The organism is Agrobacterium sp. ST15.13.015 (assembly GCF_027871645.1).
GTDB lineage: Bacteria > Pseudomonadota > Alphaproteobacteria > Rhizobiales > Rhizobiaceae > Agrobacterium > Agrobacterium leguminum.
In genome coordinates, this window is the sequence record NZ_JAQAHF010000001.1 from 155,592 (window position 1) to 168,439 (window position 12,848).

The 12,848-nt window shown below is 55.2% G+C and carries 13 protein-coding genes and 1 tRNA gene; 2 read left to right on the plus strand and 12 right to left on the minus strand.

Annotated features, from left to right (window positions below):
* Positions 1 to 6: 6 nt before the first annotated feature.
* The 8 genes from PIB16_RS00730 to PIB16_RS00765 all read right to left on the minus strand — a co-directional run bounded on the left by PIB16_RS00730 (position 7) and on the right by PIB16_RS00765 (position 7,935).
* Positions 7 to 1,011, minus strand: a complete 1,005-nt coding sequence (locus PIB16_RS00730) for a type II secretion system F family protein (protein ID WP_271044803.1) — start codon at positions 1,009 to 1,011, stop codon at positions 7 to 9.
* A 15-nt stretch (positions 1,012 to 1,026) separates the two neighbouring features.
* The gene (locus tag PIB16_RS00735) at positions 1,027 to 2,499 is read right to left on the minus strand and encodes a CpaF family protein (protein WP_271044804.1); all 1,473 of its coding nucleotides are present in this window, start codon (positions 2,497 to 2,499) and stop codon (positions 1,027 to 1,029) included.
* A 33-nt stretch (positions 2,500 to 2,532) separates the two neighbouring features.
* Positions 2,533 to 3,816 (minus strand): AAA family ATPase, encoded by a 1,284-nt coding sequence (locus tag PIB16_RS00740; protein ID WP_271044805.1) that lies wholly within the window; start codon positions 3,814 to 3,816, stop codon positions 2,533 to 2,535.
* 34 nt (positions 3,817 to 3,850) lie between these two features.
* Complete coding sequence (locus PIB16_RS00745) at positions 3,851 to 4,543, minus strand: CpaD family pilus assembly protein (protein ID WP_271044806.1); 693 nt, start codon at positions 4,541 to 4,543, stop codon at positions 3,851 to 3,853.
* Positions 4,544 to 4,599: 56 nt separating this feature from the next.
* On the minus strand, positions 4,600 to 6,183 hold the full coding sequence (locus PIB16_RS00750) for a type II and III secretion system protein family protein (protein ID WP_271044807.1): 1,584 nt from the start codon (positions 6,181 to 6,183) through the stop codon (positions 4,600 to 4,602).
* Positions 6,180 to 6,986 (minus strand): Flp pilus assembly protein CpaB, encoded by an 807-nt coding sequence (gene cpaB / locus PIB16_RS00755; protein ID WP_271044808.1) that lies wholly within the window; start codon positions 6,984 to 6,986, stop codon positions 6,180 to 6,182. Before cpaB ends, PIB16_RS00750 begins: the two co-directional genes overlap by 4 nt.
* A 126-nt stretch (positions 6,987 to 7,112) precedes the next feature.
* Entirely contained in the window at positions 7,113 to 7,625 is a 513-nt protein-coding gene (locus PIB16_RS00760) for an A24 family peptidase (protein ID WP_271044809.1), read from the minus strand.
* A gap of 124 nt (positions 7,626 to 7,749) precedes the next feature.
* A complete protein-coding gene (locus tag PIB16_RS00765) occupies positions 7,750 to 7,935 on the minus strand; it encodes a Flp family type IVb pilin (protein WP_003507406.1) in 186 nt (61 codons plus the stop codon).
* A 414-nt stretch (positions 7,936 to 8,349) separates the two neighbouring features.
* Here PIB16_RS00765 and PIB16_RS00770 point away from each other — a divergent pair, with 414 nt between their 5' ends.
* Both PIB16_RS00770 and PIB16_RS00775 read left to right on the plus strand, forming a co-directional pair.
* Positions 8,350 to 8,760, plus strand: coding sequence for a pilus assembly protein N-terminal domain-containing protein (locus PIB16_RS00770; RefSeq protein WP_020812471.1), 411 nt, complete (start codon positions 8,350 to 8,352; stop codon positions 8,758 to 8,760).
* A 442-nt stretch (positions 8,761 to 9,202) separates the two neighbouring features.
* Positions 9,203 to 10,288, plus strand: a complete 1,086-nt coding sequence (locus PIB16_RS00775; RefSeq protein WP_271044810.1) for a hypothetical protein — start codon at positions 9,203 to 9,205, stop codon at positions 10,286 to 10,288.
* Positions 10,289 to 10,817: 529 nt separating this feature from the next.
* Here the strand turns inward: PIB16_RS00775 and PIB16_RS00780 are convergent.
* The 4 genes from PIB16_RS00780 to PIB16_RS00795 all read right to left on the minus strand — a co-directional run bounded on the left by PIB16_RS00780 (position 10,818) and on the right by PIB16_RS00795 (position 12,772).
* Entirely contained in the window at positions 10,818 to 11,483 is a 666-nt protein-coding gene (locus tag PIB16_RS00780; RefSeq protein WP_271044811.1) for a site-specific integrase, read from the minus strand.
* Positions 11,484 to 11,603: 120 nt separating this feature from the next.
* A complete protein-coding gene (locus PIB16_RS00785) occupies positions 11,604 to 12,149 on the minus strand; it encodes a hypothetical protein (protein ID WP_271044812.1) in 546 nt (181 codons plus the stop codon).
* Between the two features lie 111 nt (positions 12,150 to 12,260).
* Positions 12,261 to 12,347, minus strand: a tRNA-Leu gene (locus PIB16_RS00790).
* 119 nt (positions 12,348 to 12,466) lie between these two features.
* Complete coding sequence (locus tag PIB16_RS00795) at positions 12,467 to 12,772, minus strand: SelT/SelW/SelH family protein (RefSeq protein WP_271044813.1); 306 nt, start codon at positions 12,770 to 12,772, stop codon at positions 12,467 to 12,469.
* Positions 12,773 to 12,848: the final 76 nt, after the last annotated feature.

Sequence of the window (12,848 nt, forward strand, 5' to 3'; positions counted from 1 at the left end):
GCGACCTCAGATATCGAAATTGATCATTTGGCGCATGATGAATATTCCGATCAGCATCCAGATCGCGGATGCTCCGAGAATAATGTGGCCCCGTAAGTCGGTGAAAAGTACCGACAGATAGTCAGGCGATGTGAAATGCACCAGCAGCATGACGACGAAAGGCAGCGAGCCGATGATGACTGCTGAGGCCTTCGCTTCCATCGAAAGAGCACTCACCTTGGCGCGCATCTTCTTGCGGTCACGCAAAACTTTTGAAAGATTTGACAACGCTTCCGAAAGGTTGCCGCCGGCCTGCGCCTGAATATTGATGACAGTGCTGAAGAAGCTTACCTCGAAAAGCGGCATGGTCAGCATCATGCGTTCGATCCCCTGCGGAATTCCAATGCCAACCTGTTGGGCATCGACGACGCGCTGAAACTCCGTTTTCACCGGCTCCTGACCATCCGACGCGATTAGCCGCACGGCGTCGTTCAACGGCAATCCGGATTTGATCGACCGGCACATGACGTCCAACGCATTCGGAAACTCTTCCAGAAATTTCTTCTGTCTGCGCTTGAGAACAAACGCCAGCGCCCACCGCGGTACGCCCAGCGCCACGACAACTCCTATTAGCAGAGCGAGAAGCGACGACAGGCCGTACAGAAGGGCCATGAGGGCGGAAAAAACAGCCGCGCCGACGCTTAACAGATGGAACTGCCGAGCGGAAAGCACCAGCCCCGCCTGAACCAGCTTGTCGCGCAGGCCGATGTTCTTCGCTTTTTTCGCCTTTTCATTCTGTTTCTTTTCCATTTCCCGCAGGTTGTCCTGCATGGATTTGCGGCGCTTGCTGAGTTCCTGGACGCGGTCTCGTGCAGCTTTGATGTTTGTATGATCCGTCTCTGCGGCCTGCACCCGCTTGAAACGGCTTGTGGTCTTTTTCTCGACCTCTATCTGCTGGAAAAGAAAGACGTAGGCGAGTGCTCCTGCCGAGATGGCGACAAGTACGGCCAGTAACGCTATTGTCGGGTCCATGGCAGTCGCTTTCCCTTAGGATGTCTTTTCCATTTCATCGAGCGCGGCCGCCAGACGTTTCTCTTCGCCGTAATAGCGTGCACGATCCCAGAAATTGGGCTTGCTGATGCCGGTCGATACATGTCTGCCGATCAGCTTGCCGTTCGCATCTTCGCCTTCGATTTCGTATCGCATGAGATCCTGGGTGACGATGACATCGCCTTCCATGCCGATCACTTCTGTGATCTGCGTTATTCGGCGCGAGCCGTCACGCAGACGCGCCGCCTGAATGACGACATCGATCGAGCCTGAGATGATTTCACGCACGGTCTTGGCCGGCAGGGTGAAGCCGCCCATGGCGATCATCGATTCGATACGGCTGAGGCATTCGCGTGGCGTATTGGCATGCAGCGTTCCCATCGAACCGTCGTGACCGGTGTTCATGGCCTGGAGAAGGTCGAAAACTTCCGGCCCGCGCACTTCGCCGACGATGATGCGTTCGGGCCGCATGCGAAGGCAGTTCTTGACGAGATCGCGCATGGTGATCTCGCCTTCCCCTTCGATATTCGGTGGGCGCGTTTCGAGCCTCACCACATGCGGTTGCTGAAGCTGCAGTTCGGCGGTGTCTTCGCAGGTGATGACACGTTCATCCCTGTCGATGAAGCTCGTCAGGCAGTTGAGAAGCGTCGTCTTGCCCGAGCCGGTGCCGCCCGAAATGACGACATTGCAGCGGACGCGACCGATAATCTTGAGCAATGTTGCGCCTTCCGGCGTGATCGCTCCGAAACGTACGAGCTGGTCGAGTGTCAGCTTGTCCTTCTTGAATTTTCGGATCGTCAGCGCCGGGCCGTCGATGGCAAGCGGCGGAGCGATGACGTTGACGCGCGATCCGTCCGGCAGGCGCGCGTCGCATATTGGGCTCGACTCATCCACGCGTCGGCCGACCTGGCTGACGATGCGCTGGCAGATGGAAAGCAACTGCGCATTGTCACGAAAGCGGATATCGGATTCGATGGTTTTACCGCCGACTTCGATGAAGGTCTGGCCGGAACCGTTGACCATGATATCGGCAATGTCGTCTCGCGCGAGGAGAGGCTCCAGCGGACCGTAACCAAGAACGTCGTTGCAGATATCTTCGAGCAGCTCTTCCTGCTCGGCAATCGACATGGCGAAATTCTTGATCGTGATAATGTCGTTGACGATATCGCGAATTTCCTCGCGCGCGCTTTCCGCGTCGAGCTTGGCGAGCTGCGAAAGGTCGATCGTATCGATAAGTGCGGAAAATACCTGGCTCTTGGTATTGTAGTAATCTTCCGTGCGGGCACGCTTTCTCTGCGCGGGCGGTGCGCTTGCAGCTGCCTGACGCATTGCCGGCGATTGGCCGGGTTCAAGAGTGTCAATTGCAGCAGAACGAGGTTCAGGCGTTGTCGTCACCTGCATGGGCGCAGGTGCAGCAAGATCCGGCTTCGTGCTTCTGGCTGGGCTTTCAGGCCCGCGTTTTCCGAACATCGGCGTTTCCGTCTAAGGACGCAGGCAGAAGACCTACTTGCGCTTGAGAATATTCTTCAGTTTTTCCAGACCGCCGCGCCTGCTTTTGCGCAGCACGGAGCGGCCTGTGATGGTATGGGCGATTTGCGAAAAGGTTTCCGCCGTCTGGGATTTTTCATCCATCTCGCTGATCATACGGCCGCTATTGGCAGCATTTCCGAACAATTGTGCGTCGAACGGAATGATCGCGATCGGCTCGATTTCCAGCGGCTCAAGGAAATCCGCCGGCGCGATTTCCGGGCGTTTGGGCATGCCAACCTGATTGAGAACGAGATGCGGCAATTTATCGTTGGGTCTCAGCTTGATCAGTGCGTCAAAGAGATTCTTCGTATTGCGCAGATTTGCGAGGTCGGGAACCGCCGTTATGACCACCTCATCGGCTTCCGCAAGGACTGCCCGCGTCCAGTCGCACCATTGGTGGGGAAGATCGAGAACCGCAACCGGGGCACTGCGCTGCAAAACCTCGAGGATCGGCAGAAAGGCCTGACGATCGAGATCGTAGGTTCTGTCGAGAAGAGACGGTGCTGCCAAAAGCGACAGATGATCGGAACATTTCGTCAAAAGACGGTCGAGAAATACCTCGTCCAGCCGCTCCGGCGAAAAGACCGCTTCAGCCATGCCCTGGGCAGGGTCCTGATCGAAATCGATATTCGCCGTTCCATAGGCAAGGTCCATATCCGCCAGAATGGTTTCCGTGGAGAAAAGACTCGAAATGCCGAACGCGCAATTATGCGCGATGGTCGATGAACCTACGCCGCCCTTGGCGCCAATGAAGGCGATGTTGCGGCCCAGCGGCTCCGCTTCCGGATCGACGAAGATCGCGGCGATCGAAGCCAGGAGATCGGCCATATTGACCGGGGCGACGAGATATTCGGAAATGCCATTGCGGATGAGATCGCGATAGAGCGTTATATCGTTGTGTCGGCCGACGATGATGACACGCGTGGAGGGATCGCAAACCTCCGCCAACGGCGCGAGATCGTCCAGCAGCGAGGAGGGTGAGCTCGCTGTTTCGAGAATGATGAGATTGGGCGTGGGCGACGTGGAAAACATCGTGGCTGCCGCATTGATATCGCCCTTGGTCACCCGCAGGGTTACCTTGCTCATGCGCCGGTCGCTGGACAATGCGTCCATGACGCCTTGCATATTGTCGCTGACGCAGAAAGCGTGAACGGAAATGCGGGGCAGGGGCCGCAGGTGGTCCATATCCGAAGCGCGCATGGGCGGCTCGGCTTCTGTGCCGCCGCTTGGCTTGATATCGTATTCTACAGCGCTCATCGTTGTTCCTGCCGTAACAAATGTTGGATCCGCATCAATTCGCTGTCGCCGTTGTCTTGCCTTGGCGATAGTTGTCGATGACGACCGCGCGGCGTTCCGCATCGATCGGGCTCATGCCGCGCGGACCGACCAGATCCATGGGATTGGCAATCTGCGCCGCGAGATTGCTTTGGGAAGCGCACCCGAAATTGTACCAGTTCTTGTTGGCGAAGGTATTGTCCGAAAGATCCTCGGGCCATTGGCCGCACTGACCGGTCATGGCGGTAACGGCGACATAGCTCAGGCGGATGGGGGAGGCGTCGCCATTCGGGGAAGCGGCATAACGCGTCTCCATGATCTTGCCCGGCGCCACACCCGCGCCGGAAAGCGTCGAGCGGATCTGTTTCGCCATTCGCGATGCGGCCGCCGAATTGGCCGATCCCGACGGGGTCTGAATATTGATGATCCCGGTCGACATCGACGCATAATTCTGGGCAAAACCGCGGACATTATCCGCCATCGCTGTGGTCAGTCGGCTGTCGCTGGCCGAGACCGGAATATCCAGCGAATGCTCCGCTTCCGACAGGGTAATCGGGTGGCGTGTGCGATAATCGTCGGGAATGGCGTTGGTGGTCATCGGATCGCGTGCGCAGCCCTGCAACAGGCCGGCGGCAAGCGCGGCAACGACGACGAGGCCGATCCGTCTTCCGGAAAGGTAGGGGGAAAAGGAGGAATAGGGTTCCTTCATGACGTTTCCTGCCCTGACCGGGCTAGCTGTGAAGAGGAGATTTTGTGTGCATGTCGTCATTTGTAGATGAACCCCACTGACCCCTGATAGGGCGCCGCCTGAACCTGATCCTTGCTGCCATAGACCTTGTTGACGCGGTTCATGAAATACATGGCGGCATCGTTTTCCGGATTGAAGTTATCGTCTGGCCGGGCGATCTGATTGCGGGCAACGGGCCGCACCAGATAGGGCGTTGCGATGATGACCAGTTCCGTTTCGTTGCGGAGGAAGTCCTTGCTGCGAAAAAGCGTGCCGAAAATCGGAATTTTCGACATGCCCGGAAGCCCGGACATTGCCTGGCGGATATTGTCCTGAACGAGACCTGCGATCACGATCGAACCGCCAGAGGGAAGCTCGACCGTTGTGGATGTTTCGCGCTTGCGGACGGACATGTAGGTCGAACCTGGAATGCCGCGCCCGTAGTTTCCGGTGACGACATTGCCTTCATAAGTCGGTTCAGACACGTTGGTCTCGATCTTGAGACTTATCCTGCCGGGTGAAAGCACAACGGGCCTGAAGTTCAGAGTGATGCCGTAGTCGACTGTTTCCGTTTCGCGTTTGACGGTTGCGACGCCTGTTTCCTTGTCGAGCGAAACATCCTGTTCCGCAGCAATTCGAAAATCACCGCCCACATAAAATTTGGCCTGTTCGCCGGAGATCGCCGTGAGGCTCGGTTCCGCCAATGTCCGCATTACCCCTGCCTGCTCCATGGCGTTGAGGTAAGAGGCAAATCGCAGTGAGCCGGAGCCTATCGCTCCGCTGGCTATGCGTGTGGCGCTGTCGATTGCGTTCCCGAGGTTGGAAGGATTTGCGAACTCGAAACCGTTGTTGCTTGTCGAGCTGCTGATCGAGCCGTTGAAGCCCAGTTGCTTCAGCACCTGCCTGCTGACTTCGGCGACGGTCACCTTCAGGGTCACCTGATCCTCGCCCTCGATCGTCAGCATATTGACGATCTGCGATACTTGGCGATTTTCGGCAAAAATTGCCGCGTCGCCCCCATTGTCGCCGCCCGTCAGCGAGATATTGCGGGTGGTGGCTTCACCACCTTTCAAGAAGGCTTCAGCAAGCTGAACCGCACGCGCCGAATCTTGGGGCGTGCGCACCGATCCGGTGAGAACGATATTGTCCGAGACGATCTCGACTTTGATGTCGGATTCAGGAATGAAGCGACGAATATTGGCTTCAAGACCAACGATGTCCCGCTCTACTTCCAGATCAAGGCTGACGATTTCACGCCCACCATCGCCGAAAATAAAGATATTGGTCTGTCCTACCGTTTTTCCGAAGAGATAGATTCTTCTGGATGTACGCGTTACTGCGTCGGCGAGGCTGGGATCGGCGACAAGAATGTCATGGGCGTCCTCAGGCAGGTCGATAACCAGCGCCTTGTTGAGACCAAGCTTCAGCCGTTTGCGAATGCCTGATCCGCTCTCGGTAATACGCACGATGCTCGCACTTTGCGCTTTGGCTTCGCTAATACCGAAAAATTCGGGTGAATGCTGACCAGGAATGCCGGAAAAAGCCACGCAGAACGCAAGCCCGCCGAACATCGATGAACGCAGGTGTTGTTTGAAACGCCTTGCCATGAACCCCCTGCTCATTGTGATGCTCCTTGACCGCCCTTGACGATTGAGCCGGACTTGATCACCTGAATTTCGGGCTGCCCGGTGCCGCCATTGAGAAGATAATCAGCCGAAAGCGTGTCGTTTTCCTGCGCGTCGGCAACCGAGCGCAGAGCCAGTGTGAGGCGATCCGCCATCTGTTGCGCCACGGTTATGATCTTGGCCTGCTCCGGCGTCAGTTCCAGCGTCGCCGTTGCGCCAACCACTGCGGACGTGCCGTCTTCGCCTTCCTTTATCTGCTGATCGATCGCCAGAACACGAACGTTGTTCAAAACATTCTCGGTCAAAAAGTTGCCGTTGTCGCCTTTGCGGACCATGATCACGTCAACACGGTCATTCGGCAGCACGAAACCACCTGCTCCGGTTGAAACCGAAATCTCTGTCGAAACGGCGCGTTTGCCGGCCGGTAAAAGCGACGACATGATGCGAGTACTGGAATCGACGACTTTTTCCGGTCGGATCGGCTCGCCCTCGAACAATGGCAGCCGCACAACGGCGCCGGAAAGTTCGATGATCGCGTTCGGGCTTTTCGTTTCTGTTATGAAACTATCCACGACGTTGCCCTGTGGCCAGGGAGTCCAGCGTACCGAACTATCATTCAGGCGACTGCCGACCGGCAGATTGACCGACGAAACGAGAACGTTGACCGTCGGTTCTTTCTGGATGATCGTTTCCGCTTTTTCGATGACCTGCTTTGTGCCGGAAATTTTCATGGCGACAAGACCGGCAAGACCGGCGGCTATCAAAGCAACGGACAGAATGACGATACGCGACGGTTTCATGCTCGATCCTTGAGGGAATCAGATTCTTCTCACCTCAGGATGGCGCGCTATTGGTATAATTATGGTTAATATTATGCTTGGATTTGTGGTTAACGGGCCTTTAATTTCTGCGATTGCAGTATTCTTTCACGAAAGACTGGCGATGGCAGCCTCTACGATCGGTGCGTTGCCATAGGTCAAAAAACCGGCAATGGCGATGCCGATCCCATAGGGAATTTTTTTTGCCACCAGCAGAGAATCAGGGATAGGAATGCCGCTGGTCATGATTTCCTGCGAGCGCGACCGCAAGAGCAGAACGCCGAGAGTTAGCAGGCCGCCAACGAAGGTCACCGAAAGTAGGAATTCTATAAGGGACAGGTTGAAGCCATACCACACCGCTGCGGCGGTCAATAACTTCGCATCTCCTCCGCCCATCACATTGGCGGCGAAAAGCGCGAAGCAGGCAAAAAAAACAGCGGCGGCAGCTGCAAGGCTCATCGCAAAAGTCTGCCAGTCCATACCGGAAAAAGGTGCGGTCACAACGAATGACAGCAGCAAAATGAGAGGTATCCGGTTGGGTATCGTCATGCTCAAAAGGTCTGTGAATGCCGCGAAGGCAAGGCAGAGCGGAAGCGTCAGAAAAATGGCGGCTACAACCATGAAGGAAACTCCCCTTTACCTTGGCCAATTCCAAGCGGATCACGGACGCATTTGGGCATTCGATAGAATGCGAAAATGCCGCTCACAGTTGAGCGGCATTCGCAATTTAACGGTCGATAGCTTATTAGAACGTCGTGTTTCGAGCGGTCTGCATCGTTGTGCCGATACCGTCAAAGAGTGCGTCGAGCTGCGTACCGACCATGCTTGCACCGCCTACGATTGCCACTGAAAGCAGAGCAGCGATCAGGCCGTATTCGATTGCAGTAGCACCGGATTCATCCTTGAGGAAACGAGCGAAAATCTTGGTCATAGGGTCTCTCCTAACTTGTGTTGGTTCAGCACGCCGACAACTGTTCTCCGTTGTTCGGTTGGGTTCAAACTACAGCGGAGCGATTTCCAAGCGCTTAAAAAAAACGATTAACTCAAAGTAAACGGCAGGATGAGTTTCTCTTGGTAAATAAAAACAAAAAGTATTGTCTGCATTTTTATATTTGCTGATAAACAAATATATTCAGGCGCTGACCATTTCTCTCTTTCGGCAAAGTTTCCTTTGAAAGAGGCGCAGATGTTCAGTTTTGATGCGGGGCGGAGAGACGTGAAAATATCAATACATTACGAATGGTTACCATCCTCATCGCGGATTTCCGCCATTTAACGCTTCATTCACTAAAACCGCGCATTCTGTGGAACAATAAAGTGCGGGTAGTGAGCAAGGGCCAAACGCGTGTCATCCGGAAAACTGGCGAAAATTGTGGTCGGCTTGTCCGTCTTTCTATCGGGTTCGCTGCAGCCCGCTTTTGCTGAAGATGACATATTGCGCGTTTCGATGAATCACGCCCGTGTCCTTCGTCTCGACCGCGCCGTCAGCAAGGTTATCGTCGGCAACTCCAAAGTCGCCGATGCCACGGTTGCCGATGCCACCACGATTGTTTTGACGGGTCGCAGTTTCGGCACGACCAATCTCGTGCTTCTGGATGCCGATGGCAATCCAATCGTGGATGAACGCATTCTCGTCTCTATCGACGAGGGCAATACGGTGCGTGTTTTCCGGCAGACGGAGCGGACCGTTCTGTCCTGTACGCCGAATTGCGAACAGCATTCGCAAAATAGTGGCGATAAAGACGCTCAGCCATAATAGGCAAGGTCGATCATATTTTCAGACAGGACAACAGGCCTTCCGACAAAAACGGAAGCGGCCTGTTCGTAGCTTTTCTGTAAGTGGAAAAGGCGAAAAAGCAACACGCTTCCCGGCGTTTACCGGTCGGCTATATGTTGCTGTTTTTTCGGCTAAGTTCTTGATCTGGCTAAGATCAAAAATGGAATGGTGCCCAGAAGAGGACGGCGCACTTACGCCCTATTCGTGTTGATTTCATTGCATGATTTTCAGGCCTGCGCAAGAGTTGTTACAGCTGAATGTTGCCCGCGACCTACGCAGAAGCCACATATCTCAGAGGTATTCACATAGGAGCGGCTCTGAGCCTTCCCCCCTCCGGTGCCCCCGGCTTATTTCGTGGGGCTAATATTGAAGCAATAAATGCTCTATACTTGGTCAGGGAAGTGATTCTTGGAGAAGCCGCGTGGTCAAACTCAAAGTAGCGTACTCGGGCAAGCTTAGCGTTAAGCAATACAGCGATGTGGAGCTACGGAATGTCACACTTAGTACTCAAGACCCCCTAAGTCTTGGTAAGGTCTCAGACAGCCCGCCGCGTCATGACGAAAACCTAGAGTTTGTGTCCCAGTACACATCCCCCGAGACACTGATGTGTGCTTTTGGTCACCGCCACAAGCGCGGCTTTTTGCTAAAAGATGGTTCGGGCAATCACCATCTAATTGGCAAGGATTGCGCCGCTGAGCACTACGGACTTGAGTGGGACCGTTTCGTGAAGTCAGTAGCCACACAGGTTGACAGGCAGCAATCACTTACGTGGCTGCATGAGGTCTCAGGACGCATCCTTGATGCCGGGCCTGAGATGGAAGCACTTGCGGCATCCCCATCGGTCACAGCATTTGACGCCTTAAGGCTGAAAGTCAAGGAGATGCCCACGTCCATCTATGAGGCGTTCTTCTTCTCGGCAAAGCAATTAGACACTTGGATGCGATCAACGTTCTTAGAGCGTGACTACGGCGAGGAGCGGCGGCGGAAAGAGAAATGCTATGAGAGGTGGCAGGCGAGTCTCAAGGATAAGGATTCAACGACAGCTCAGCGCCAGCACCTAAAAAGCGAATGGCGGCGTGCGGAGCGAGATGTGATCTACAACAGGTGCTTGAAGCCCATCCTTCGCTGTCCCGCTCCGACATTGTTCGTTGGTGGCAAGATGGCTGTGCGCCTAGAAGCAATACGCCGAGACCTTATGGCGCAAGCTGCTAATCTACAAAACGCTCAACGCTACCACCCCGACCAAGTTGCTAAGTCGCTCGCAGAGACCGCAAGGAAGTTTGACGCGATTCTTGCCGAAGTCCATTCCGCAACGGCGCTCTTTTCGTCAGGCACACTAGACAGCCTTGCGCACCTTTTCAGCGGAGAAGAGTACAAGGCGGTAAAAGTCGAGCGAATATCTAACGGGCTACGTTTTGAAGCGCCCCAACGCGAGCCATTCGTGCTTGAGAGGCCCGCCGACCTTCAGGCTATTGAATTCAGTTTGTATAGCCTGATACGTCCGTAAGAGTTGGCAACTAATCCATCGAATAGAAAGCCTTGGGCGGAGACCCAATGCACTCCTCAAGTTGTTCTTTCGTATCGTCAGGGTACTCCTTGAAGCCGTAGAATTGGCGAAAACTCTTTGAAGCCCCTAGAGCTGCAAGCCCCATTTTGCCGCATCCGGTACCCCATTCAACCGCTATGACCCCATAGCCCTGCCGTTCGGTATCATCGCGGATATTCAGGACGCCCTGCATGTGGCCCAACAGTCGGGTGATGAGGAGCTTGAGGATACCATCCAGACAGCAATGACGGGCCTAGCAATAGGGCTGGCCAAGCAGTTTACCTCACGGTCCTACTTGCTCAGTCTCAACCAAGCGTTGGAAGCTCTTAGTGACCCAGAAAGGCAGGGCAAGGTGTTTGTTGGTGGGGTGGCTCAGAGCATGATACCCTTCAGTGCGGCGACACGCCAGCTCAGTCAGGACAGTTACCTGAGGGATGCCCGAAACGTCACAGACAGGATGCTACAAGTAGTCCCCGGAATGAGCGAAACGCTACCGCCCAAGTTCAACTGGCTGGGTCACGCGCCTACGAGCTATGAGGGTAACCCGCATGATCCAAGACCCAGCTTCCTGCCTGAAGTCCTCCTTGCGCAACTGCACCAGCTCACCGAGGCGGGACCCAGAGTAAGCACACAGCCACGGCACCCAGCGCTTCGCTAGGCGTGTCTTGTAGGAATTGCGAGGGCTGGGGCTAAGGTCTACAGCGTTAGCTCCCCTGAGGATTGCCGCTGCTTCATCGTCGGTGAAATCCCGTTCCCGCACCTTCACCTTCTTGCCCATCTTGATGGTGACGCCCGCTGCCGGGTTTGAGGCTAGCTTACGGTTTGCCACTGCCCAATCAAAGACACTCTTGAAGGCCGTAAGGTCGCTGCCCTTGAGGGTCTTAGGGGATACAGGCTTTCCGGTTTTCTCACTGGGGGTTGATAGCCGGAAGTCCTTAAACCGGATGATGTCTTCAGGGGTAACCCGTACGGCGTCATCATGGCCCAGAAAGCGGGACAGAAGCCGGAAGCTGTTGCCATAGCTTTCATAGGTGCTGGCTGACTTACCAAGCGCCTTGGCCTCTACCCACCAGCTATCAACGAGGCCCGTTAAGCTCTCCTTGCCGGTAGAGCCTTTGGCCTTCGGCTTGGTGATCTGGGAGGCATCAAGCTCCACTTCGGGGTATCTGGATAGCCGTGGGTCTGGCGAGTAGTCGCCCCCAAATACGCGGGAGCTAGTCTCACGGGCAGCTTCAAGTTGATCCACCAAGGCGGCTAGGAGCCGTCGCCTACTGTCTTATGTAATGGCTGGAAACTGGAAGCGGGCTAGAAGGGAATCAACACTGCCGTTGACTAGCAGGTGCACTTCGTCCTTGGGGGCGGCTTTAAGCTTGGCAGCAGCAGACCCTCCCGCCCCACGCTCCATCTCCTCAATGAGGTCCATGATGTCCTCATCTCCGGGCTCAATCGCGGGGAGGATATCACCACTTACCGAATCAAACTTGATGTTGCTGCCCGGACCATCTGGGCCACGAGACCAAGCTTTATAGAACTCTCCGGCAAGCGCCGTGGTCTGCCGGTGGGTAAGCTCTACGACACGCCCGGAGCGTATATTCTCAAAGAGCTGCTCGACGTAGGCCAAGGTCTCGGCATGCCGCACACGTACCTCAAGAGGGTCAGAGGCCCGAAGTGAAAACCTCAGGCTTTGCGTGCTGCTTGTCACGGGAAATGTTATAGCTGCCCCGGCCAGCGGAATGGTGAGCGACTTGCCCACCAGTAGGGGTTTAACATCTGCGGGAATACGCTTGATGAATAGAGCAGACGCTGAGTTTTTTGAGACCATGGGCCGAACCAACCGAAAGCGCACGTGTTACAGTCCTTTGTTACAGGATACCGTGTGCGCAATGCGTTGGAAAGGCTTAACTAATTGATCTGGCTAAGATCAAAAATGGAATGGTGCCCAGAAGAGGACTCGAACCTCCACACCCTTGCGAGTACCAGCACCTGAAGCTGGCGCGTCTACCAATTCCGCCATCTGGGCGACGGAGAGCGATGTACGAGGGCAGCCGCCCGGTGTCAACAGACTTTTTGAACTTTTATGACGATCATTGATTTTAAAGGGGAAAAACTTGGTTGGGGCTGTTGAAACATGTGGCCGGGTCAGGTGTCGAGCCCTTCATGCTTCGTTCTGTCCACATGACCGAGGTCGCGCTCCGGGTCGATGATGTCACGGATTCTCTGTTTGAGTTCTTTTGGGCCGGGAAAACCGCCATCGCGTTTGCGTTCCCATATGGTCGTGCCGTCCACGGTGATCTCGAACAGGCCGCCGGTTGAGGGAACGAGGCTTACTTCGCCGACATCGGGAGCGAAGGTCTGAAGGATTTCCTGCGCCATCCAGCCTGCCCGGAGCAGCCAGTTGCATTGCGTGCAATAGCGGATGGTTATGCGGGGTTTTGTCTCGGTCATCCTCAGGTCTCCTTCACCGCGCAGCGGCAATAATGTTCACGATAATGTCAACCATAATACTCATGTTTTTACCGGG

Excerpts from the sequence above, each read along its gene's own strand:
- PIB16_RS00730 (WP_271044803.1), bottom strand. The coding sequence starts at position 1,011 with ATGGACCCGACAATAGCGTTACTGGCCGTACTTGTCGCCATCTCGGCA.
- PIB16_RS00735 (WP_271044804.1), bottom strand. The coding sequence starts at position 2,499 with ATGTTCGGAAAACGCGGGCCTGAAAGCCCAGCCAGAAGCACGAAGCCG.
- PIB16_RS00740 (WP_271044805.1), bottom strand. The coding sequence starts at position 3,816 with ATGAGCGCTGTAGAATACGATATCAAGCCAAGCGGCGGCACAGAAGCC.
- PIB16_RS00745 (WP_271044806.1), bottom strand. The coding sequence starts at position 4,543 with ATGAAGGAACCCTATTCCTCCTTTTCCCCCTACCTTTCCGGAAGACGG.
- PIB16_RS00750 (WP_271044807.1), bottom strand. The coding sequence starts at position 6,183 with ATGAGCAGGGGGTTCATGGCAAGGCGTTTCAAACAACACCTGCGTTCA.
- cpaB (WP_271044808.1), bottom strand. The coding sequence starts at position 6,986 with ATGAAACCGTCGCGTATCGTCATTCTGTCCGTTGCTTTGATAGCCGCC.
- PIB16_RS00760 (WP_271044809.1), bottom strand. The coding sequence starts at position 7,625 with ATGGTTGTAGCCGCCATTTTTCTGACGCTTCCGCTCTGCCTTGCCTTC.
- PIB16_RS00765 (WP_003507406.1), bottom strand. The coding sequence starts at position 7,935 with ATGACCAAGATTTTCGCTCGTTTCCTCAAGGATGAATCCGGTGCTACT.
- PIB16_RS00785 (WP_271044812.1), bottom strand. The coding sequence starts at position 12,149 with ATGGTCTCAAAAAACTCAGCGTCTGCTCTATTCATCAAGCGTATTCCC.
- PIB16_RS00795 (WP_271044813.1), bottom strand. The coding sequence starts at position 12,772 with ATGACCGAGACAAAACCCCGCATAACCATCCGCTATTGCACGCAATGC.